This window comes from Corynebacterium intestinale (assembly GCF_023574125.1).
GTDB lineage: Bacteria > Actinomycetota > Actinomycetes > Mycobacteriales > Mycobacteriaceae > Corynebacterium > Corynebacterium hesseae.
This window is the reverse complement of record NZ_JAMKFF010000006.1, coordinates 82740-104617: the sequence shown is the minus strand read 5'-3', so window position 1 is coordinate 104617 and position 21878 is coordinate 82740. Positions and strand designations below refer to the sequence as shown.

Here is a 21878-nt window from a genome sequence, read left to right as displayed (position 1 = left end):
AAATAGGGACATGACCACTTCCCTCTCACGCCGTGCTTTCCGACGTCCCACCGCCCTCCTCTTCGCTGCCACCCTGGGTGCCGCAGCGCTGAGTGCCTGCTCCTCCGGTGATGACAACGCCGCCGGCGGCTCGGATGCCGGCTCCGACAAGGAGACCATCCACGTCGTGGCCTCGACCTCCATCTGGGCCGACGTTGCCCAGGCCGTCGTCGATACCGCACAGACCGACGTCAACATCGACGTCCGCCCCATCGTGAGTGGAAATGGCGTGGACCCCCATCACTTCGAACCCACCGCGGCCGACATCGCGCGCGCTAACGACGCCGACGTCATCATCGCCGGTGGCGGCGGCTACGACGCATGGCTCTACCAGGCGGTCAAGAACCAGGACGAGATCATCCACGCCCTGCCGCTGACCGCGCATGACCATGGCGATCATGATCATGGCGAGCACGATCATGGAGAGCATGACCATGGAGAAGAACACGACCATGCGCACGAGGAACACGCGCATGACCACGACGAACATGGTCATGACGAGCATGACCATGGAGAAGGTCATGATCATGACCACGCTCACGAAGGCGAAACCGTGACCATGGACGAGGCCAAGAAGATCGCCGCCGAGCACCCCGAGCAGATCACCAATATCGATGGCAACGAGCACGTGTGGTACGACTCCGCTGCCATCGAGAAGGTGGCGACCGACGTAGCCAATCTCGTCAACGAGGCCAACCCGGAGGCCAAGGCCACCGCCGATCCCCTGGTCGAGCGCGTGGAGGGCCTGAAGTCACGCATCGAGAAGCTCCCGCAGCGCAACTACGCGCAGACCGAGCCCATTGCGGATTACATCTTCAAGTACACCGACAGCACCGACGCCACCCCGGAGGGCTACCGCAAGGCCACCGTTGCTGAGGGCGAGCCCACCGCCGCCGACCTGGCGCACTTCCTCGAGGACATCAAGCAGGACAAGATCGACCTGCTCATCTTTAACCCGCAGACCGAAACCGACATGACCAAGCGCATTCGCACCGCCGCCGAGGACAAGAACATCCCGGTCGTCGAAATCGGTGAAACTCCGCCGGAGAAGACCAACTTCCTTGACTACTATGAAGAAGTCGTCAACGCACTCGAGGCCGCATAAGTGCTCATTTCCTTTAAGAATGCCGCAGTAGAACCACTGTGGTCTGACATGAACCTCGCCGTAGACCGCGGCGAGTTCATCGCCGTTTTAGGCCCCAACGGCGTGGGCAAATCCACGCTGCTGGGAACTATCCTGGGCACCCGCCAGCTCACTGCGGGCAGCGTCGACGTCACGTGCCGCGTGGGCTTTATCCCACAGCAAAGAATGTTCCCGCAGAACCTGCCGCTGCGCGCCCGGGATCTGGTGTCGCTGTCCCTCGCCCACGGCACGCTGCGCAACCGACGGCCTGCTCGGGGCCGCGTCGACGAGCTCCTCGCCGAGGTCGGCGCCACCGGAATTGCCAACCGCCGCGTGGGCCAGCTCTCCGGCGGGCAGCAACAGCTCATCCGCCAGGCCCAGGCCCTGGCCAATGACCCGGAGCTCATCCTCGCGGACGAGCCGCTGTTGTCTTTGGACCCGGCGCGGCAGCAGGCGACCGTCGCCAAGCTCGACGCCTGGCGCCACGAGCGCGGCACCTCCGTGCTCTTCGTTACCCACGGCATCAACCCGGTGCTGGGTGTGGTGGATAAGGTGCTCTACCTTGCGCCCAATGGCCACACCTTCGGCACGGTCGATGAGGTCATGCGCTCCGAGGTGCTCTCGGAACTCTATGGCTCCTCCGTGACCGTCCTCAACGTCGATGGGAGGCTCATCGTTGTCTAAGTTCATCGAGGACACCCAGTACCTGCTGGGTGTTGATTTCGTGCAATCCTCGCTCATCGCCTGCGCGCTGCTCGGAATCCTCTCCGGGGTGATGACCTCGCTCATCGTCCTGCGCCAGATGTCCTTCTCCGTGCACGCCACCTCTGAGCTCGCGCTCATGGGCGCGGCCGCGGCTTTGCTGTTCGGGCTCAACATCGGCTTCGGCGCGATCGCCGGCGCCATTGTCGCCGCCATCATCCTGGCGGTGCTGGGCTTGAAAGGCCAACAAGACAGTGCCATCGGCGTGGTCATGAGCTTCGGCCTGGGCCTCTCGGTGCTCTTTTTGCACCTCTACCCCGGCAACGCCAAGACCGCGATGTCGCTCCTGACGGGACAAATCGTCGGCGTCTCCTCCGCTTCGGTGTGGCTGCTGACCGCTACGACCGCCATCATCGTTGCCGTGGTGGCGTTGTTCTGGCGCCCGCTGCTCTTTGCCTCCGCGGATCCCGTCATGGCCCAAGCCGCCGGCGTGCCGGTGAAGTCCCTAGCGGTCTGCTTCGCCATCCTCGTGGGCCTGACGGCCGCGCAGTCCGTGCAGATCGTCGGTTCCCTACTCGTCATGGCTCTGCTCATCACGCCGGGCGCAGCGGCGGTACAGATTACCTCCTCCCCGCTGCGCGCGGTGGTGTGGTCCACCGTCTTCGCGGAGGTCTCCGCCGTGGGCGGCCTGGTCCTCTCCCTGGCGCCGGGCCTGCCCGTCTCGGTCTTCGTCACGAGCATCTCTTTTGTTATTTACCTGGTCTGCCGCGGCATCGGCTGGGCTCGCAGCCGCAAGGCCGTCCGCGACGACGTCGCCGCCCGCCGCGCCTCCCAGGAACACTTCCGCGCCGCCACCGATCGCGCCGACGCCGAGACACACCACACCTCGACGCACGATGAGCACTGCGCGCATCAGGATTAGGCTAGATGCGTGACTTTGGAACGCCGTAGCCTCGAATTACAAGACCGCACCCGCACGTACCTCGTGTACCGCCCGAATGATGACGTCGAGCGCCAGAGAGACCTCCTCCTGTTCTTCCACGGCTCCCTGCAATCCGCGAACGTCATCCGCCGCTTCACTAACGGCACGTTCGATGACCTCGCCACCCGCCACGGCATGCTTGCGGTCTACCCCACCGGCGTGGAACAGCACTTTAACGATGCCCGCGCCACCCTGCCCGTCGCCGCGCGCGAGCTGGGCATCGATGACGTCGCCTTCACGCGCGCCATCCTCGACGAGCTGCGCGCGGAGCAGGAGATTAGCCGCGTGTTCCTCTGCGGCTTCTCCAACGGCGGGCAGATGGTTATCCGCTTGCTCTTCGACGCCCCCGGGCTTGCCGATGCCGCCTGCATCTTCGCCTCCACTCTCGGCGCCGGCGCCAACCATGCGCCCACCAATCCGGACTCGGCGTACCAACCCACCCCGGTCATGTTCGTCCACGGCACGGGCGACCGGCTCGCGCCCTATACGGGCGGAACGGCGGGCATTGACCCGAAGCGCACCCGCGGTGCCGTCACCGGCGCGCAGGAGAACGCCGCACGCTTCGCGGAGCTCAACCATGCCGCCGGCCCAGAGCGCACCCACCTTTTCCCCGACACCGTTGTCGACCGCTGGGAGCCGGCAGACGCCACCGGCGCGCCGGTCGAGCTCGTGAGCGTCGAGGGCATGGGCCACGTCATCCCGTCGGGCAACGAGCTGGACCCACGCCTGGGTAAAAACACGGATTCCTTCATCGCTGCCGAGCTCGTGGAGGAATTCTTCGGGCTCTAGACTGCACGTGCGCCCCATCGTATCTCACTCCACTCAGCCCCAACCTCGGGTCGAGGCCGTTCGTAGGTGAGCGTCGAGAAGCAATAATTGTGGATTACCGACCAGTGCTTTGGCGATTCCTAGACGCTGTTTCATACCGAGCGAAGCATGCTCGCAGGAAACACTGTGGTGCAATGAAAGGCCTACAAGGGATAAAAGATCCTTCAGTTCATCATTCAGTGAACCTTGTTGTAGTGGTCGGCAATGTCGTTGACGATCGCGTAGAGGTCGCGTTCCATCGCGTAGGTTTTCTTTTCTCGCGTACTGACTAATCACACTTGCGACCCGTTGTTATCTAAAGAATTATTACGTCCCAGCGTGATGTTGCACACGTCTGTGCATGTATGTACTCTCGATGTCACGGTTTGCTGGCGAAGATTCTTCAAGTTACCCGCAGCTGAATCTGTACAAGGTGAAAACGGCAGGCAAAGGACCGAGTTGTCCTCGTCTCTAAGCCGTGGAACCCCAATCCTCCAGAACCTTGTATTCGGCACACGCACGCAATCTGAATGTTCAAGATGTGAAGTACTGGCCAGCAACCAAGAAGTAAAGATCGCCATCCAGCTTTCTCGGCCCTGAATCTAGCATCCGGAGGCGTAGAGAAACTCACGCAACGACTGAAACGCCAGCGTCTGTGTCACGTCGCGCAGCTCAAGGAAGAACCCATCTTCTGTAATTTCAACAATCCGCGCACCGGGGATGGCTGCCACAATCGGTGAGTGCGTCACCACGATGAACTGCGCACCCGCCTCCGCGGCGCGATGGATTTCCGCCATGAGCGTCATCTGCCGCACGAGCGAAAGCCCAGATTCCGGCTCGTCGAGGATGTAGAGCCCGCGCCCATCAAAGGAACGCTGCACGACGTCCATGACGGACTCGCCATGCGACATCGCGGTCGAACCAACGTTGTAGTGCGCCTCCGCTCGCAGGAAGTAGCCGTCCTTGGGCGCGGTACCTAGCCGCAGGCTCGCCCACCTCCGGAGGGGATTGATGGGACCGGCGGAGCGCTGCACACCCCATATCCCACCGCGCTCAGGAAAGCCGTACTCGAAGGCAATGCCCTCGGCGAGCGTCGACTTTCCTACCCCGTTGTCCCCGGTCAGCACGGTCACCGGCGCACGCAGGTCCAGTCCTTGGCGTCGCAGCGCCACGAAACCAGGAACGGAGGACACCCACTCAGGTCCGTGGCCGCCGTCCAGCGCGGCATAGGCGTCGACATAGAAGTCTCTCATTCGCCCTCCCCAATAAGAAACGCGGCGGTTCCCAATGGATCGGCAAGGAACTCGCGCGCGGCGTGGACAGCTTCCGTCGCTTCGGGAGCGACGGGCGCAATCCCCTTGTCGCCGAACGCGTAGACGGTCGCGCCTTGCATGCTGAGGAAGACTGGCGAGTGCGTCGCGAGGATGACCTGCGCGCCCTGGGCGGCGAGGCGCTCGAGCTGCGTGACAACCTCGACCTGCCGGGGATAGGACAAGCCGTCTTCCGGCTCGTCGAGAATGATCATTCCGTCAGAATGGAAGCGTCTCTCGACGAGGGCGAGCAGACCCTGGCCGTGGCTGAGAAACGGCAAGTCACTGAGCGGATCGGGATTCTCCGGGCTGTGGATCTGGTGGTGATACTCGCTCAAGTTGAGGAAGGTCTCGCCGCGCAAGAAGTACACGTCGCGCGGGTTGTGCGCCCGCGAGCAGATGAGCCACTCGGGATAGTCCTCGTCGCCGGTGGCAAACCGGGCGTGGCGCGAGCCGCCCTCGGGATTGACGCCAAGCCCCACGGCGATGGCCTCGAGCAGCGTGGATTTTCCGGCGCCGTTATCCCCCACGACGACGGTCACGGGCGTAGGCAAACGCAAGGCGCCGCCGGGCAGCGCTGCGATGAGCACGCCCAGGCGGCGCATGTGTTCCGGCACGCCGGGCAGTCCCTCCCCAATAAGCTCCGGGGCGGGACGCACACTCGTGAGGAACATGGCGACGAAAGCGTGAGCCTACTTCTGGGCCGCGCGACGCTGGCGGGCGAACTCGGAAAGCACCGCACCTGCCGCCACGGAGGCGTTGAGGGATTCAACCCAGTCGGTCATGGGGATGGACATGATGGCATCGCAGTTCTCGCGGACGAGGCGCGAAATGCCTTTGCCCTCAGAGCCGATGACGATGACAACGGGGTCGGTGCCACCGTTGTAAGTATCGAGGGTGTGCTCGCCTCCCGCATCCAGGCCAACAACCTGGTAGCCGGCCTTCTGGAAGTCCTGGACCGTGCGGGTCACGTTGGTCACGCGAGCCACCGGCAAGCGCGCGGCGGTGCCGGCGGAGGTACGCCAGGCCACCGCGGTGACGGAGGCGGAGCGACGCTCTGGGATGATGACGCCATGGCCGCCGAAGGCCGCGACGGAGCGGATGACTGCGCCGAGATTGCGCGGGTCAGTGATGTTATCGAGGATGACGAACATACCCGGTTCCTGAGCATCGCGGGCCCGATCCATCAGGTCATGAACGTCGGCATACTTGTACGGCGGGATCTGCAGGCCAATGCCCTGGTGCATGCCGTTACCGGTCATGCGATCCATCTCGTGGCGCTGGACCTCAAGAATCGGGATGTTGCGGGTATTGCACATGGCTACGGCCTCAGACAGGCGGGCGTCGTTGCGCGTTCCCTGCACAATGTAGAGCGACGTTGCCGGAACCTTAGCGTGGAGGCACTCGATGACCGGGTTGCGGCCGACGACCATCTCCGCGGTCTCCTTGTGGTGGCGGCCCGAGTTGCGGCGTTCGCGCTCCAGCTTCGCCTTGTGCTTGGCGTGGTAGACGCGGTCCTCCGCCTTCGGCGTGGGCCCCTTGCCGGCTAGGCCCTTGCGGCGCTGACCGCCAGAGCCCTTCGTAGCGCCCTTCTTATTCGTCTTGCGGATACCTGCGCCGCCGCGGCCATGGGTACGTGCCATAATTCTTCTCCTTATGTTGTCCTCGGCTTCTGTGCTGTCCTAGGCCTTTGCCAAGGACGTTAATCCGCCAAGGACCAGGTGGGGCCGTCGGCGGTGTCGGTGATGGTAATACCCGCGGCTGCAAGGCGGTCGCGCACAGCGTCCGCAGTAGCCCAATCCTTTTCTGCGCGGGCGGTAGTGCGACGCTCCAACTCGGCTCGGACGAGGACGTCCAATGCCGCATCAGCGCCGCTTTCTTCGCCACTATCTTTCCACTGTTCATCGAGTGGATCAAAGCCAAGAACCGCAGCCATGACGCGCACCGCCCCGGCAAGGCGCTCGGCTTCCTCACGGTTGCCTTCTCCCAGCGCCTTATTGCCCGCGCGCACCGTGGTGTGGATTTCCGCCAGCGCCTTCGGGACAGCAATGTCATCGTTCATTGCGTCCTCGAAGGCCGCGGTCCACTGGCCCTTCTCGACGCCCTCGAACTTGCCCACAAAGTCCTCAATACGACGGTAGCCCGCCGCGGCCTCGGTCAGCGCTGCCTCAGAGTATTCGAGGACCGAACGGTAGTGCGCGGAACCCAGGTAGTAGCGCAGCTCCACCGGGCGGACGATCTCCAGCATGTTGGCAATGGAGAGTACGTTGCCCAAGGACTTCGACATCTTCTCACCGGCCATGGTGACCCAGTGGTTGTGCATCCAGTAGTTGGCGAACTTATCCCCCGCCGCATGGGACTGTGCGATCTCATTTTCGTGGTGCGGGAACTGCAGGTCCAAGCCACCGCAGTGGATATCGAACTCGCCGCCTAGGTAGTAAGTCGACATGGCCGAGCACTCAAGGTGCCAGCCCGGGCGGCCCTTGCCCCACGGTGTGGGCCAGGACGGTTCGCCCGGCTTAGCCGCCTTCCACAGCGCGAAGTCCTGCGGGCTGCGCTTGCCCACGGCATCGGACTCACCCTGCTCCATATCCTCGACGCGGTTGCCAGACAACGCGCCATAGTCCGAGCCTTCCGTGGCATTCCACGCGGCGACATCAAAGTAGACGGAACCAGCACCGTCCTCGCCAGGCACGGCATATGCGAAGCCGGCGTCGATAAGCCGTTGCATGTACTCCACCATCTGCGTCACAAAGCCTGTCGCTCGCGGCTCCACGGAGGGCGGCAAAACGCCCAGGGTGTTATAAGCCTTGGTGAACTCGCGCTCATAGGTGGATACCCACTCCCACCAAGGGCGGTTATTCTCGGCTGCCTTGGTGAGGATCTTGTCATCGATATCGGTGACGTTGCGCACCAAGGCCACGTCATAGCCCTGCGCAAGCAGCCAGCGGCGCAGGATATCGAAGGCAACGCCGGAGCGCAGGTGCCCAATGTGCGGCTGGGACTGCGGGGTGGCACCACACAGGTAGATCGACGCATGGCCGGGACGAACCGGCTCGAACTCACGTTGGCTGCGGGTGGCGGTATCAAAAATGCGCAAAGTACTCACCCGGCCTAGTCTAATTGACCCGCAAGTAGGAATTCACCACGGCCGATGGTCACGCGTATGAGAAACGGACGCAGTGCCTGTCCACTCAACGGAGTATCCCATCTGCCGCAAGACTTGCGCAGCTCGCTCAGGATTATCAGCTACTGCTCCGCGCAACTGTTCATCGAGCCACTTTTCCCGACTATCTGTGAGAACGCTTTTCCAGCCGGGCCGCGATCGGAAACCGCATTCCGCGAAAAGGAAGAAAAAGTAATCCTCCAAAGACACCCGAAACCGTCTGCCGCCTACAGGAAAATGTATGTCCTCAATCTTTCCCTTCTTCCGCCGATTCTTCACTCCGGAAAAATTTTTCATTAACGCAGGACTCAACAAGCCAGCCACTCCTGAATGATGAATATGGGCAGTCGGAGCGACACGATTGTCTCGCTCGTACTCGAAACGCACGCCCGGAGCAGTCCCCACCCGTAGCTCAAACTTGCTCGATTTTACGCTGAGGGACAATTCATCAGGTGAAAGGACCGTGTGAAAGCGAACCACAGATTCGAAAAGGTCACTGTAGGAAACACTATGGCTACTATCGCTTCCTACGCCGTAAACCAGCGGTGCGTGCAATTCCAATAGTGCAGATCCATCGTCTGGGTTGAGATCCGTCCATACCTGAATATCGGAGTCTTTATTGAGGGGCAACACTTTCAGGTGCAAGGCATGCACCCAATTAAAGAATTCCGCTGTCAGCTGTTGCCCGATTCCCCCCAAGCAGACCACCGCTTAACGTTCAAGCATAAGCTCGACGCGTCGGAGCTCGTCATATAAAGCGCGCTCCGCTTTCGAAAAGCGACCGGACTCTGCAAGCATCCGCAAATCTTCAGAGCTAAGGTTTTCACCAACCGCAGCTTCCAAGGCGTGCAGGAGTTCGTCGTGCCGAGCACGAAGTGCCTCGGTATTGGTAATTCGCATTGTCAAAGCCACAGCGTCCTCCTTTTCTGATGACTTTACGTTAGGAATTGGGAGCGCGCCAGACCACGGCGGTAGCCACGGCTGCGCGGCCCTCCTTGCGGCCGGTGAAGCCAAGGTGATCCGTCGTCGTAGCAGAGATGGACACGGGGGCGCCGAGAATGTCGCTCAGCACGGACTCGGCTTCCTTCCGCCGCGGGCCCATCTTGGGGCTCTGTCCAACCAACTGTGCGGCGGCGTTGCCGATAATGAAGCCTTCCTTCTCCAGCAGCTCGCGGCACTCGCGCAGCAGCTGGGCACCGGAGACCCCGTCGTACTCTGGCCGACCCACGCCAACGAAGGAGCCGAGGTCGCCGAGGTTGGAGGCGGAGAGCAAGGCGTCGACAAGCGCGTGGCTCACCACGTCACCATCGGAGTGGCCCTCGCATCCATCCACGTCCTCGAAGAGGAGGCCTGCGATCCAGCAGGGTTTTCCAGGCTCGATCTGGTGGGCGTCGGTGGCGATTCCCACGCGCGGGATAATCGGGTTAGTCACTAGGCACCTCGAAGATGGTCGGTTCGGCCTCATCCGTCACGGCCTTGGCCAGGACGAGGTCGATGGGGGTGGTGATCTTGAAGGCGAAGGTATCTCCCTGCACGGTCTCCACGCGCTCGCCGTGCCATTCCATGAGGCTGGCGTCATCGGTGGCGACGAAGTCAGGGTCCTGCGCCCAATAGTCTAGGTTGGCGCGGCGCAGCGCGGCCAAGTTAAAACCCTGCGGCGTCTGCACGGCGCGCAGACGGGAACGGTCAGGGGTGGACAGCACCGTCTGGCCCTCTACCTCTTTGATGGTGTCCGCTACGGGAAGGACCGGGATGACTGCGGTGGCGCCGTCGAGCACGCGCTTGGCGACGCGCGCGATCATCCCCGGCGGCGTCAATGCCCGGGCGGCGTCGTGGATGAGCACCACGGCGTCCTCCTCCGGGATTGCTTGCAATCCCGCCCAGACGGAATCGGCGCGCTCGCCCCCGCCGTGGACGATGCGAATAGGCACGTCAGAATCGATGCGGCCGAGGATGCTGGAGGCATAATCTTCCATGGCCGGGCTTACCAAGACAATGATCTCATCGACGAATTCCGAGGTGATCATCGCCCGAACGGAGCGCTCCAGGAGGGTGCGCCCGCGCAGCTCTACGTAGGCCTTGGGAACGTCTGCGCCGAGGCGCGTTCCCTGACCAGCAGCCGCGACGAGAGCAATGACGCGGGGGGTGGGCTGGTCCTTAGTCTTCGTCGTCGAAGGAGAGGTCATCGAGATCGACGTCATTGTCAATGTCGGTGGTAATGGACTTGTCATCCACCAGGCCAGCGGCGCGGTGACGCTCGATGGTGGCGTTGATTTCCTCCATCATGGTGTCAGCCTTCTTCTCATCAACCGGCTTGGCCAGGGAGAGCTCACCGACCAGAATCTGGCGGGCCTTGGCCAGCATGCGCTTCTCACCAGCGGACAGGCCACGGTCCTGGTCGCGGCGCCACAGGTCACGCACAACCTCGGCCACCTTGTTGATGTCGCCGGAGGCGAGGCGCTCCTGGTTGGCCTTGTAGCGGCGGGACCAGTTGCCGGCTTCCTCAACGTCTACTTCGCGCAGAACGGAGAAGACCTTCTCGAGGCCTTCCTTGCCCACGACATCACGCACGCCGACCATCTCAACGTTCTTGGAAGGCACACGGACCACGAGGTCGGACTGGTTGATTTGGAGAACGAGGTATTCGAGCTCCTCGCCGCCCATCTCCCGGGTTTCAATCGCCGTAATTTTGGCGGCGCCGTGGTGGGGGTAGACGACGACCTCTCCGACCTTAAATTCCATTGCCACTCCTTGTGAAGCCTTTGAGACGGTGCCCATCGTGTGCTCTCGGCGTACTCTCGGTGGGCCGCATATACAGGGAATCTATTCTAGCACGCAGCCATCGTGCCCCGCTCCCCCGCCCGGGTACCGTCTGCCCGGCGCTTTACACCACCGTGACGCCTTGTCGAAACCTCGGCTACCCCCGGTCTACCCAAGGGGTTTGCTGGAAACTGTGTGCTTTCTCCCCGGAGGTACTAGGCTAAAGCGTTGATAAGCTTTGTGATCGCAATTCAATGGAGGACACTCACAGTGCAGTCCCTGAAGTCCGCCGCTCGCTGCGGTGCCATCATGTCAGTTACCGCCCTCTCCGCGCTGGCCTTGGCGTCCTGCTCGGCCGGTCATGTTGCACAGACCTCGGAAAAGGTAATTGCTGTCGACGGCGCATCCGCAAGCTCCGAAGATGGCAAGGTGGCCGTGCGTGACGTCACCATTCAGGTTGAGCCGGACACCGGTGAGACCTCCCTGAAGTTCGTCGCCGTCAACCAAGGCTACAAGGTTGATGACGTCATCCTCGAGTCCGTCAGCGTCGATGGCCAGGACGTTCCTCTGGAAGGCGTCGAGCCGCTTCCGCGCGATCACGCCCTCTACGCTGACTCCCAGGCAAACCTGGACCGCCTCCCCAAGGACGGCAAGGATAAGAACATCACCTATGTGACCACCTCCCTGGAGAACGAGGACTACGGCTTCGGCGGCTCCCGCCCGGTGACCTTCACCTTCAACACCGGCACCATTGAGGTCGACGCCACCGTGTCCGCCTCCCCGCTGCAGTCCGGCGACTTCGACCGCGACCCGCAGTCCACCGAGGGCTACGCCGAGAACAAGTAAGCCTTTTCCTCATAACGCAACCGCCCCAGCTGCCAAAGTTTCCCCGGATCATCGAATCACGGGCTGCAACTTTGTCAGTTGGGGCGGTTTCTTTGTTCGTTTTTCTATCGCGCTAAGGGATGGAAGAAAACGCAGCCCGTTCCGCATAACCTGCGCCGTCCTGCAGTCTGACATCAATGGCCGCGCGGCTTACTAGAGTGTGAGACATGGCAAAAAAGGTTCGTCCCGTCCACACGTGTTCTGAGTGTGGCTTCGTCTCCCCCAAGTGGCTTGGCCGCTGCCCTGAGTGCGGCTCGTGGGGGACGCTGCAGGAAACCGCGGCGGCTCAAAGCAGTACCGCCGCCCAAGCCGCCGTGTCTGGGCGGCGCCCCACAGGCTTGACTCCGACGAGCCCGGCGGTGCCGATAACGAAGGTCGGCGCATCAGCGACGAAGGCCATCAATACCGGCATCGGGGAGCTCGACCGCGTTCTCGGCCGCGGCATCGTCCCTGGTTCGGTCGTGCTCATGGCGGGAGAGCCGGGAGTCGGCAAATCCACCCTGCTGCTGGAGGTAGCCTCCCGCTGGGCACAGTTGGGCCGCACCGCCCTGTACGCCACCGCGGAGGAATCCGCCGGGCAGGTCCGCGCCCGCGCGGAGCGCACCGGCGCACTGCATGAGACGCTCTACCTTGCGGCCGAGTCAAACCTGGACGTCGTCTTTGGCCATGTAGAGCAGCTTAAGCCCAGCCTGCTCATCGTGGACTCCGTCCAAACCATGCACGCCGCCGGGGTCGAAGGAGTAGCCGGTGGTGTAGCGCAGTCACGCGCTGTGACCGCAGCGCTGACCACGCTAGCTAAAACCACCGGCATCCCTATCCTCCTCGTCGGGCACGTGACCAAGGACGGCAACGTCGCCGGACCACGCGTGCTCGAGCACCTCGTGGACGTTGTCTTGAACTTTGAAGGTGACCGCCAATCCTCACTGCGGCTGCTTCGCGGCCTGAAGAACCGCTTTGGCGCTACCGATGAGATGGGTTGCTTCGAACAGACAGCGGCCGGAATCAGGGAGGTCGCGGACCCTTCCGGGCTCTTTCTTTCCCACCGCGGCAGCACCCCGGATGGCTCCGCGGTGACCGTCGCCATGGATGGTGTGCGTCCCATCTTGGCCGAGGTACAAGCGTTGACTGTCGATCCCGTGGCCAAGAACCCGCGGCGCGTGGTGACGGGGCTCGACGCCAACCGCGTCCCCATGGTGCTCGCGGTGCTGCAGGCCCGCGCGGGCGAGCGCACCAACGATAAGGACGCCTACGTGGCCACGGTGGGAGGAATGAAGATTCAGGAACCAGCCACGGATCTTGCCGTAGCACTCGCCACGTGGTCCTCCTTGCATGAGCAACCACTTCCGCCGAAGACCGTTGTCATCGGGGAAGTCGGCCTCGCCGGCGAGGTGCGCCGTGTGCCGAACCTAGACCGCCGCTTGGCAGAAGCGTCCCGTTTGGGTTACCGCTACGCCATCGTCCCGCCCGGAAAGGTAGAGATCGGCGGCGGCATGCAGGTGCGCCAAGCCGCAACGCTGAGCGAGGCGATTGCAGCGCTTAAAGCAAGTTAAACGGCAACGCTGGGGAGTAGTTTTCCCCGATGACGGTATGCAGGAAGTAAGCACCCGGCTCGGCTTCCTCACGCTCGGTACACTTGCCCGGTTCGGAGCGCTTGCGGGACCAATCCGCCTGGAAGTAGCGGGTCTCACCGGACTTGAAGGTCTGCTTGCCGGTTTCTACAGAGGCATAGCAGTCAGTATCGGCCCACACGCGCTCGTTAGAGCCCATCTTGTAAACCTCAAAGCGCAGCTGCTCTTCATCGAGGTCGATGGAGCAATCCTTTGTCGTCGGGTTAAAAACCTCCAGGTAGAAGGTCGGCATCTTACCGGCCGGGACGCTGTCCTCATTGGTCTTAGCCAGCACCTTGAGGTCCTGGAGGGAGCACGTCGTCTTGGACGGGTCCACGGTCAGCTCATCCGGCTTCGCCTCTGACGTTGGTTCTTCCTTGCCGGACTCGCCCGCCTCGGATTTCGCCGGTTCCGTCGAACCCGTCGCTTCGGCGGATTCCTTGGCTGAGGTGGGCTCCGTCGTTTCCGCTGCGGAGGTTGTTTTTTCCGAAGGTGCCAAGGTATCCGAAACCGCTGCCTGCTGCGACTCGGCCGCCGAGTCCTCCTTCGAACCGCCAAAGAGCGCGGTAGCAGCGAAGATAAGAACAACCACGAGTACCAAGATCGCCACGAGTGCGGCGACGCGACGACGCACGTAGATCTCTCGCGGCAGCTGCTTCGGGGTACGGGATGGCTCAGTCACAGGTCTTAGTTTAAGGGGACTCGAGCCCAACCCGGGCCAGCCCCAAGCCGCGTGTCTTGAGCAGCGGCTTCTACGCGCTTGGGGCCCGCCCAGCGCCCAGGGCTAATGAACTCCGTGCAGGACGACGGTTTCCACGCTGGAATCCTCAAGGAGGTAGCGCAGGCCGACGATGCCGAGCGTTCCGGCGTCGAGAAGCCGGCGTGCAGCCGGAATATCGGAGATGATCTGGGAAACCACCTGCGCGGTGTTTTCGCGCTCGAAGTCAGCGCGCTCTTCGCGGCCATCACGCTTGGCCACCATCGAGGCCGCGGCAACTTGCTCGATGATCGGGCGCTGCAGGCCCGTGGGCAATTCGCCACCATCCAGGAAGTCCTTGGCCGCGCCCACTGCGCCGCAGGACTGATGTCCCATGACAACGAGCAGGTTGGCGTGGAGGTTTTCTAAGGCATAATCCAGCGAAGCCATCACCGCGCTGTCCAAAATGTGGCCCGCGGTACGGATGACGAAGGCATCGCCGAAACCAATGTTGAACACGTGCTCGATCGGCGCGCGGGAGTCCGAGCAGGCCAATACGATGACGCGCGGATCCTGGCCCTGGGTCAGGCCAGCGCGCAGCTTCGCGTCCTGGTTAACGGCGATGAGGTTGCCCGTAACGAGGCGTTGATTACCTTGCTGGAGGGCTTCCCACACTTTCTGTGGATTTTGAGGAACTTTTGCTAAAGGCATGTTTCTTAGCTTAGACCTCAGCGCCCTACACTGAGGTGCCTATGGATACCCAAGCTGTCGTGGAATGGTTCGATGCCCATGAGCGCCCCCTGCCGTGGCGCCGGCCGGGTACCTCGGCGTGGGGTGTGCTCTTAAGCGAGGTCATGAGCCAACAGACCCCCGTCGCACGCATGGCCCCACAGTGGGAGGAGTGGATGCGCCGCTGGCCCACCCCGCACGACCTCGCGGCGGCGTCCAAGGCAGATGTGCTGCGCGCCTGGGGAAAGCTGGGCTACCCGCGCCGCGCGCTGCGCTTGTGGGAGTGCGCGAAGGAGATTGGTGAGGGAGCGGTTCCGGGGGACGTCGACAAGCTCTTGGCGTTGCCCGGGATCGGTGAGTACACCGCGCGCGCCGTGGCGTGTTTCCATTTTGGCCACAACGTTCCGGTGGTGGATACCAACGTGCGCCGCGTCTACGCCCGCGCTGAGGAGGGCCGCTTCCTCGCGCCACCTCCCGCAAAACGCGAGCTGGCACAGGTGGAAGCATTGCTTCCGGAAGAAAATGGGCCACGTTTTTCCGCCGCGCTCATGGAACTTGGTGCCTTGGTGTGCACGGCCAAGAACCCCGACTGCGCCGCCTGCCCCATCAAGGCCTCGTGCGCGTGGCAGCTCGCGGGCTGTCCGGAACCCAGCGAGGAGGAAGCGGCGCGGGCAAAGAAGCGCGTGCAGAAGTTCACCGGCACGGACCGGCAGGTGCGCGGGCTGCTTCTCGACGTCCTCCGCGGCTCACCCCACCCAGTTTCCCAGGCCGACCTGGATGCGGTGTGGCCGGACGCGGCGCAGCGCTCGCGGGCGCAGGCCTCGCTTATCGACGATGGCCTAATGGACATCAACGAGCAGGGCCTGTTTCACCTGCCGCACTAGGCACGTGCGAGAAGTCGATAAGGTGGCCGAAGGTCCAATCGCGGTCAGTTAGCAGGCGGGCGAGGATGAGCCCGCAACCAATGGCCGCTACGGCCATCGAGGCAGTGGCGAAGTTGTTCAACGCCTGGTCCATGTTGCCAACATTAAGGTGATAAACCGTGCGGAACATGGAGGTTCCCGGGATCATGATGACGGACGCCGGCACCGTCGTGGTGATGCGCGGTAGATGCGCGCGCTTGGAGGCCACCGCGCCCAAGAGCCCCACGATGAGACCGCCGGCGAACGCGCCGACGTAGCTTGTGGCCCCGACCCCGATAAGGATAAGGCGAACGAGGTTGGCCACCGTGCCCACCGCGGCCGCCACGAGCACCATGCGGCGCGAGGAATTAAAAAGGAACGCGAATCCGGAAATGCCCAGGAAGCTGGCCGCCGCGGCGGCGAGGTACCACACCGGCGCATAGTCGGGGATGCCCGGTTCCGGGGTGAGCTCCGTGGTCCAGCTGACCAACGCCACGGTAAAGGTGGCGGCGGTGATCACCGTCAGCGCGTAGGTCAGGCGGGATAACCCGGCCTCGAAGTCGAAGCGCGCGAGGTCAATGAGCGCGGAGAACAGCGGGAAGCCGGGAATGAGGAAGAGCACCGCGGCCACGTAGCCCGAGGAAAACTCTGACGGGTCCGCCACTCCGGCGGCGGCCACGGCCTCGGTGGTGAAGAAGTACACGAGGCTGGCCACCGTTCCGGCTGCCACGATGCACCCCAGTTGGTGGACGTGCTTGCCGTGCAAAACCGCGCGGGTGAGCTGACCACAAAAGGCGGCGAGGGCTACCAGCAGAATCGCCAGCGGCGTAAAGAAGTTCAGGACCGCGAAAGAGGCGCACGCAATGGACGCCGCCGCAGCTAGGAGCCAGCGGTTCCACCGCTTGACCACGTTGGCCTCGATGACGTCGAGCATCTTTGTGAGTTCTTCCGCCGTGATGCCCGCGTACAGCCGGTGGTGGGTCAGGTCCTCAAGGGCTTCGATCCGGGAAGCGTCGACAGCCGGCGAATGCTGTTGCGCCACCACCGTGCGGAAGTCGCGGCCACGGTGGAACGTACAGGTGATCTGTGTGACGCCAACGTTGGCGTCGAGCCGATCAAAGCCGAGCGCGCGGGCGGCACGTTTCATGCCGCGCAGCACGCGGTAGCCGGACGTTCCCGCACCCATGAGCATCATGCCTAGGCGCAGGACGACGTCGGCCTCGTACCCCATACGGACATAGTCGCTGCTGGGGTGAGAAGTCATTAGCGCCAGCGCCCCCGGAAGTTCAGTCCACCTGGAAGATTGACCCACATGCCGCCGCGGGAGTTAAAGGTCACGGGACCGACCTTTGTTGACATCGAGGCACCGGAGCCGGAGAGATTGATCCAGCTATTTTTTCCGGTCTTCTTGCGCTTGCGAAAATAAATGCCCATGCGCGCTAGCTTAGCGCAGCGACGTCTCAGCGCAGCGAAGTCGCTGCGCACCGGCGACAGAGCGATTACCCTTACGGCATGAATCTAATCTCTCCTCGCGCACTCGTGGCGGCCCTTACGCTGGCGGCTTCTGCGCTGCTGCCCGTCACAGCATCGGCTACACCCGGCACGCCGACCTCCGCCCATCCGATTGACCACCTCGCAGGCGTCTCCGGCGTCACTGCGGAGAAGATCTCCTATGAGTCCACGCTCATGGACGGCTCCCCCACCACCGTCACCGGCGTCATCTACGAGCCTTCCGCTGCCTGGAGCGGCCCGGGTGAGCGCCCCACCATCATCTTCGCACCCGGCACCCGCGGCGCGGGCGACCAGTGCGCTCCGTCCAATGCCACGCAGTCGGTGGGCAACGTCGCGCTGGGTCCGGCCAATCAGGTCACGCTCAATATGAACTACGAGTACGCGCTATACCAATACGCCGCGCAACAGGGCGTGCGCGTGGTCACGACCGACCTGGTTGGACTCGGCACACCAGGTCACCACACCTATGTCAACCACATCGAGGAAGCACACGCGGTTCTCGACGCCGCCCGCGCCGCCCTCCGCCACGCGAACGCGCCGGCCGATGCCCCCGTGGGTTTTGCTGGCTATTCCCAAGGAGGCGGTGCGGCCGCGGCCGCAGCCGAGTACGCGGAAACCTATGCACCGGAGCTCAACGTCAAGGGCACCTACGCCGGTGCCCCGCCGGCCGATCTTTTCGAGGTCATGAACGCGGTCGATGGCTCCTCCATCGTTCACGTGTTGGGCTATGCCATCAACGGCTATGCGGAGCGCAGCCCTGAGTTTTATAACGAGGTCGTCACCGAGATGAACCCGCGCGGCATGCACTTCCTTGCCAGCGCCGCCCACGCCTGCATTGGTGATTCGATTGCGACGTGGGGCTTTACCCGCACCAGCCAGCTGACCAAGACGGGCGAGTCCTTCGGCGAACTTGTGCGCCGCAAACCGGCTGCCGCCCAGATGCTTGCGGAGCAACGACTGGGCCAGCGTGCCCTCAACGCCCCGATGCTGGTCATGAACTCCCCCACCGATGACCTCATCCCCTACGAGCAAGCTCGCGCGATGGCCGGTAGCTACTGCTCACTCGGCGGCACCGTCCAGTTTGACGCCGCCGACCCCGTCGACGTTCTTCCCCACTCCGGGGCCAACCACGCCGTTGGCATCATCAACTCGGTTCCGCGCGGCGTGGACTATCTGATCGATCGCTTCAAGGATGTCCCCGCACCCTCTAACTGCCAGGCTTCCTAAGACTTAGTGCAAACCACCCAAGGATGAGAATGGCTCCTCGGCCTGGATGTCGTGCAAGGGCACGCGCACCCAAGGCGAATCACTGTGTGCGAGCAGCTCGGTGAGCCGTTGCGATTGATCCTTCATCGCAGCGGTGACGTCGGGCTCACCATCACTCGCCCAGATCATTCGGCCCCACCAGAAACTTGCGGCTACGTCAGCCCACGACACGAAGTAGCGCTGCAGGGTCGCCACGGCCTTGTCCGAAATCTGAAGGAACTCTTCTGGAGAGATCCACCCCAGCTCCGTTGCCGGGCCACCAACAGCGTGAACACGGATTATGTCCCATGCGCGCGTAGTGGTGGGCAGTGCCGGGGCTGCTGCTTTGGCAAAGCCCTCCGAGCGCAACATCCTCACGAGGTAGCGGAACTTATGTTCTCCAAGGCGCGGATCCGCGCCTTGGGCAATAAAGAAGTCTTTGAGGAACTCGACCTTTTCCTCCACTTCCGCATCTAGCTCGCGCTCGGGGACGTTCTTCACGGCGTATGCGAGGGGTAAAACCAGGTCATTTTCCACGTGCTGGCCACCTTCGAGCAGAGCATCAATAACCTGATACGCTTCCTGTGCACCAGTGACCCCCCAGTTTTGCTCGAGAGATGTTTTGTAGTACTTGGCCGCCCTTGCGTTGATGGCCTCAACCCCTAGCGGGGTCGCAAACGCCTTATTGCTCTTGTACGTCATTCCCCAAGAGTGTCGGCGCACCTCATCTTTGCTCGGCGCCGGTTCCGGCCACGGGAACTTTGTAAGGCGGTAGATCCAAGTATCATCAAACTTTGCTGGCGTGAACGTTGAGCTCATACCCACACAACGTACCGAGGTTTCTGGCACGGTTCCGTGGTATCCCATCCATCACCCCTATGCTGGGGGTGATCTACACCATAATTCAGCGCACCCAGTCACAGTTTTTGATGTGTTGTTAGTCTCGTGTGCATGACAGGACCCCAAATTGCATTGACAGACCGGCCAGATCTCGGTGCTGCGCTTAAACGTGCTGGTGATTCCGAGATTGTGCACGCTGCCGCCGCAGCCGTTGTAGAAGGCCTTGGTGTCGACGAGATTGTGCTGGAAGCCGCCGCTACGAAAGCTAGCGGGGTGGATGGTGCCGCGTTTGTCACCAACCGAAGGATCCTCGTGACCGCCGATAAGAAGGATCCATCTCATTTTGAGTTCCTTGAACTTGACAACCTGGGCAACGTCACAGTTCTGCCCTACCAGGATGGCTGGGCCGTCGTGGCTCAACTCTACAACACATACAAAGTGTGGAGCGGGTTCACGGAAAAGGCCGCGCGTCGCGTGCAGTTTGCCGCCCAGTGGGCCCTGACCGCAGGCCGGGAGGCACGAACGGAGGCCTCGCGCGCGGTGTCTTCGGAGGAGCTTTTTAAGCGGTGGAAAGAAAACAAGCACCGTCTCAATCGCAATAGCTTTGAAGAGCACGTTGAGTCGATGCGCTCCCTGTATTCCGATATTGATTCACGGTGGTGGACTGAATAATGAGCCGACTTGCATACCCGGGTTCGCCCGATCACCTTAACGGGGCGGAAGACACATCACACATCAAAGAAGGCCAGACAGTTGCGGATAATGGCTACCGCCATTTCATCAAGCATGGCGAACTACTAGACCCAGGCGCAGCTTCGAAGAATGCATCAGGCACCGCCTCCACGTCGAACCCCACCGCAGGCACGACAGGTTCCCATACCGATGCCCCGAAGCAAGGCCTCAGTGTAAAGAAGCAGCTGTTGCTCCTTCCGCTAGTAATCGCGGTCATCGTGGTGGTAGCGATTGGTTACGTCGCAGCTAAAGATGCCCTCTTTGGTGACAAGTCTGAGGATTCCGCCGCGCCTGCGCAGCCCGCCGCTGAAGCACCTGCCGATTCCGGGGCTTCCAACGGTGACACCGCCGGCGAGACCGGTGGCGATACTGCTGGCGACGCTCAAAGCGGCCTCACTCCTACCGACCATGCGCCCGAGCCGATTGCTGACTTCGTGGAAGTGTGCACAGATTATGAAGTGATGTTCAGCTACTACGGCGCGGATAACTCCCCTGCCCCAGAAGCGAAGGGCACCAACTGTTCCGTGGATACTACGAAGGCGCCTGAGGTTGGTTATGTAGTCTTCACCGATGATCCTGCTGCCACCGCCGCCGTTCGTGACGGCAAGCCCGTCTTGGACGCCGCTGAGATTCCGGCAGAATCAACGCGCGGTTCCACATTCAAGGCACAGCGATTGGAGGCCATCTTCACTGTTCAGGAGATCCTCGCGGATGATAAGGGAATCGTTGAGTACATGATCAAGAGTGATGACCCTGAAGTAGCAAAGAAAGCTCTGGTAGACCTCGGCGTGGCCAAGTAGAGCTAGAACGCACACTTTTGCCCGCCGCCATACGTTTTCATTTTATTGTCAATAAGCGTTGGTGGTGATAGGCTGAGTGCATGGCACACGAGCACCACGACCATGATCACTCCAGCACGCCGCTGCGCGCGCTCCTGATTGCGCTCAGTATTACCGGCATTGTCTTCTTCGCGGAGCTAATCGGCGGATGGTTGGCGGGCTCGATGGCACTGATGGCGGATGCGATGCACATGCTTTCCGACGCCGCGGGACTCATCATTGCGGTGATCGCAGTGTTGGTTGGGCGGCGCCAAGCATCAGCCCAGGCCACCTACGGCTACCGGCGAGTAGAGGTACTTGCGGCGCTAGCCAACGCAGTAATGGTGCTGGCAATCTCAGTGTGGATTGTCGTCGAGGCGGTGCGCCGCCTGCAGAGCCCGGCCGAGGTACAGGGCAAGGCGATGCTGATCATCGCGGTGATCGGCCTGGTAGCCAATGCGCTCTCGGCGTGGGTGCTGCACCGGCACCGCGAGTCCTCGATCAACGTGGAAGGCGCGTTCTTACACGTACTGGTGGACTTGCTCGGCTCGGTCGCGGTGATCGTAGCGGGCATCGTGGTGCTGACCACGGGATTTGTGGCGGCGGACGTGATCGCCTCTTTAGTCATCGCGGCGATGGTGCTCCCACGCGCGTGGCAGCTCATGCGGTTGTCGGCAAGCGTTCTGCTCGAGCAGGTTCCGGCGGGCTTCGACGCCAGCGTGATCGAACCCGTGCTGCGTCGGGTCGAAGGCGTTGCCGACATCCATGACCTGCACCTGTGGAGCCTGGACGGAGTCAACGTTCTCACGACCGTGCACATCGTGCGCGACGGCACCGTCGACACCGGTCCGCTGTTAGATGCCGCCCAGCACGTTCTGCGCGAACATGGCATCGAGCACTCCACCATCCAAATCGAGCCCCCAGAACACGAATCCCACGAGACAGTGTGCTGATTCTGTTCTAGTTGTGGGCACGCCGCCCACCGGGCCGTCCCGCCCACCGGTCACGCAAAGAAAGCCCCG

Annotated in this window: 26 protein-coding genes; 11 read left to right on the top strand and 15 right to left on the bottom strand. The window is 62.4% G+C overall.

Going from position 1 to position 21878, the window contains the following annotated elements:
- Positions 1–10 precede the first annotated feature (10 nt).
- The 4 genes from M5J06_RS08050 to M5J06_RS08035 are packed head-to-tail and all read left to right on the top strand — an operon-like array spanning position 11 to position 3635.
- Positions 11–1144, top strand: coding sequence for a metal ABC transporter solute-binding protein, Zn/Mn family (locus M5J06_RS08050; RefSeq protein WP_250224377.1), 1134 nt, complete (start codon positions 11–13; stop codon positions 1142–1144).
- Complete coding sequence (locus M5J06_RS08045) at positions 1145–1846, top strand: metal ABC transporter ATP-binding protein (RefSeq protein WP_250224376.1); 702 nt, start codon at positions 1145–1147, stop codon at positions 1844–1846.
- The gene (locus tag M5J06_RS08040; protein WP_250224375.1) at positions 1824–2786 is read left to right on the top strand and encodes a metal ABC transporter permease; all 963 of its coding nucleotides are present in this window, start codon (positions 1824–1826) and stop codon (positions 2784–2786) included. Before M5J06_RS08045 ends, M5J06_RS08040 begins: the two co-directional genes overlap by 23 nt.
- 9 nt (positions 2787–2795) lie before the next feature.
- A complete protein-coding gene (locus M5J06_RS08035; RefSeq protein WP_070522820.1) occupies positions 2796–3635 on the top strand; it encodes a CE1 family esterase in 840 nt (279 codons plus the stop codon).
- Positions 3636–3668: 33 nt separating this feature from the next.
- Here the strand turns inward: M5J06_RS08035 and M5J06_RS08030 are convergent, their stop codons facing one another.
- From M5J06_RS08030 to M5J06_RS07985, 10 genes are all read right to left on the bottom strand, one after another.
- Positions 3669–3950: an ATP-binding cassette domain-containing protein gene (locus M5J06_RS08030; RefSeq protein WP_080550367.1), complete on the bottom strand. Its 282-nt coding sequence runs from the start codon at positions 3948–3950 to the stop codon at positions 3669–3671.
- Positions 3951–4255: 305 nt separating this feature from the next.
- Complete coding sequence (locus tag M5J06_RS08025) at positions 4256–4906, bottom strand: AAA family ATPase (RefSeq protein ID WP_010188886.1); 651 nt, start codon at positions 4904–4906, stop codon at positions 4256–4258.
- Complete coding sequence (locus M5J06_RS08020; protein ID WP_010188884.1) at positions 4903–5637, bottom strand: AAA family ATPase; 735 nt, start codon at positions 5635–5637, stop codon at positions 4903–4905. The genes M5J06_RS08025 and M5J06_RS08020 overlap by 4 nt, the downstream gene beginning before the upstream one ends.
- 18 nt (positions 5638–5655) lie before the next feature.
- Positions 5656–6606: a 23S rRNA (guanosine(2251)-2'-O)-methyltransferase RlmB gene (rlmB, locus tag M5J06_RS08015; RefSeq protein WP_250224374.1), complete on the bottom strand. Its 951-nt coding sequence runs from the start codon at positions 6604–6606 to the stop codon at positions 5656–5658.
- Between the two features lie 59 nt (positions 6607–6665).
- Positions 6666–8072: a cysteine--tRNA ligase gene (cysS, locus tag M5J06_RS08010; RefSeq protein WP_070522808.1), complete on the bottom strand. Its 1407-nt coding sequence runs from the start codon at positions 8070–8072 to the stop codon at positions 6666–6668.
- A gap of 33 nt (positions 8073–8105) precedes the next feature.
- On the bottom strand, positions 8106–8828 hold the full coding sequence (locus M5J06_RS08005; protein ID WP_144691917.1) for a hypothetical protein: 723 nt from the start codon (positions 8826–8828) through the stop codon (positions 8106–8108).
- 12 nt (positions 8829–8840) lie between these two features.
- Positions 8841–9041: a hypothetical protein gene (locus M5J06_RS08000; RefSeq protein WP_144676665.1), complete on the bottom strand. Its 201-nt coding sequence runs from the start codon at positions 9039–9041 to the stop codon at positions 8841–8843.
- 28 nt (positions 9042–9069) lie between these two features.
- Positions 9070–9561, bottom strand: a complete 492-nt coding sequence (ispF, locus tag M5J06_RS07995) for a 2-C-methyl-D-erythritol 2,4-cyclodiphosphate synthase (RefSeq protein ID WP_070522804.1) — start codon at positions 9559–9561, stop codon at positions 9070–9072.
- Positions 9554–10315, bottom strand: coding sequence for a 2-C-methyl-D-erythritol 4-phosphate cytidylyltransferase (ispD, locus tag M5J06_RS07990; protein ID WP_070522801.1), 762 nt, complete (start codon positions 10313–10315; stop codon positions 9554–9556). Before ispD ends, ispF begins: the two co-directional genes overlap by 8 nt.
- Complete coding sequence (locus tag M5J06_RS07985; protein WP_070522798.1) at positions 10287–10871, bottom strand: CarD family transcriptional regulator; 585 nt, start codon at positions 10869–10871, stop codon at positions 10287–10289. Before M5J06_RS07985 ends, ispD begins: the two co-directional genes overlap by 29 nt.
- A gap of 288 nt (positions 10872–11159) precedes the next feature.
- Here M5J06_RS07985 and M5J06_RS07980 point away from each other — a divergent pair, with 288 nt between their 5' ends.
- Both M5J06_RS07980 and radA read left to right on the top strand, forming a co-directional pair.
- The gene (locus M5J06_RS07980; RefSeq protein ID WP_101736043.1) at positions 11160–11735 is read left to right on the top strand and encodes a hypothetical protein; all 576 of its coding nucleotides are present in this window, start codon (positions 11160–11162) and stop codon (positions 11733–11735) included.
- Positions 11736–11941: 206 nt separating this feature from the next.
- The gene (gene radA, locus M5J06_RS07975) at positions 11942–13324 is read left to right on the top strand and encodes a DNA repair protein RadA (RefSeq protein WP_070683088.1); all 1383 of its coding nucleotides are present in this window, start codon (positions 11942–11944) and stop codon (positions 13322–13324) included.
- Here radA and M5J06_RS07970 read toward each other — a convergent pair.
- Together M5J06_RS07970 and M5J06_RS07965 are read right to left on the bottom strand one after the other, a co-directional pair.
- Positions 13311–14063: a hypothetical protein gene (locus M5J06_RS07970; protein ID WP_070522784.1), complete on the bottom strand. Its 753-nt coding sequence runs from the start codon at positions 14061–14063 to the stop codon at positions 13311–13313. The genes radA and M5J06_RS07970 overlap by 14 nt on opposite strands.
- 102 nt (positions 14064–14165) lie before the next feature.
- On the bottom strand, positions 14166–14789 hold the full coding sequence (locus M5J06_RS07965) for a carbonic anhydrase (protein ID WP_070522781.1): 624 nt from the start codon (positions 14787–14789) through the stop codon (positions 14166–14168).
- A gap of 41 nt (positions 14790–14830) precedes the next feature.
- Here M5J06_RS07965 and M5J06_RS07960 point away from each other — a divergent pair, with 41 nt between their 5' ends.
- Positions 14831–15691 carry an HhH-GPD family protein gene (locus M5J06_RS07960; protein WP_101736045.1) on the top strand — a complete coding sequence of 287 codons (861 nt, stop codon included), beginning with the start codon at positions 14831–14833 and terminating at the stop codon, positions 15689–15691.
- Here M5J06_RS07960 and M5J06_RS07955 read toward each other — a convergent pair.
- Both M5J06_RS07955 and M5J06_RS07950 read right to left on the bottom strand, forming a co-directional pair.
- Positions 15657–16973, bottom strand: a complete 1317-nt coding sequence (locus M5J06_RS07955; RefSeq protein WP_070532280.1) for a threonine/serine exporter family protein — start codon at positions 16971–16973, stop codon at positions 15657–15659. The genes M5J06_RS07960 and M5J06_RS07955 overlap by 35 nt on opposite strands.
- Positions 16973–17143, bottom strand: coding sequence for a DUF4236 domain-containing protein (locus M5J06_RS07950; RefSeq protein WP_083299135.1), 171 nt, complete (start codon positions 17141–17143; stop codon positions 16973–16975). Before M5J06_RS07950 ends, M5J06_RS07955 begins: the two co-directional genes overlap by 1 nt.
- A 78-nt stretch (positions 17144–17221) precedes the next feature.
- Between M5J06_RS07950 and M5J06_RS07945 the strand changes: the two genes are divergently transcribed.
- A complete protein-coding gene (locus M5J06_RS07945; RefSeq protein WP_070522772.1) occupies positions 17222–18448 on the top strand; it encodes a lipase family protein in 1227 nt (408 codons plus the stop codon).
- Positions 18449–18451: 3 nt separating this feature from the next.
- Here the strand turns inward: M5J06_RS07945 and M5J06_RS07940 are convergent, their stop codons facing one another.
- Positions 18452–19168, bottom strand: coding sequence for a DUF1266 domain-containing protein (locus tag M5J06_RS07940; RefSeq protein WP_232755617.1), 717 nt, complete (start codon positions 19166–19168; stop codon positions 18452–18454).
- Positions 19169–19417: 249 nt separating this feature from the next.
- On the opposite strand from M5J06_RS07940, the gene M5J06_RS07935 reads away from it, so the two are divergent.
- From M5J06_RS07935 to M5J06_RS07925, 3 genes are all read left to right on the top strand, one after another.
- Positions 19418–19978, top strand: coding sequence for a hypothetical protein (locus M5J06_RS07935; RefSeq protein ID WP_070522766.1), 561 nt, complete (start codon positions 19418–19420; stop codon positions 19976–19978).
- The gene (locus M5J06_RS07930; protein ID WP_070522763.1) at positions 19978–20838 is read left to right on the top strand and encodes a hypothetical protein; all 861 of its coding nucleotides are present in this window, start codon (positions 19978–19980) and stop codon (positions 20836–20838) included. Before M5J06_RS07935 ends, M5J06_RS07930 begins: the two co-directional genes overlap by 1 nt.
- Before the next feature lie 80 nt (positions 20839–20918).
- A complete protein-coding gene (locus tag M5J06_RS07925; protein WP_070522760.1) occupies positions 20919–21809 on the top strand; it encodes a cation diffusion facilitator family transporter in 891 nt (296 codons plus the stop codon).
- The last annotated feature ends 69 nt before the right edge of the window (positions 21810–21878 follow it).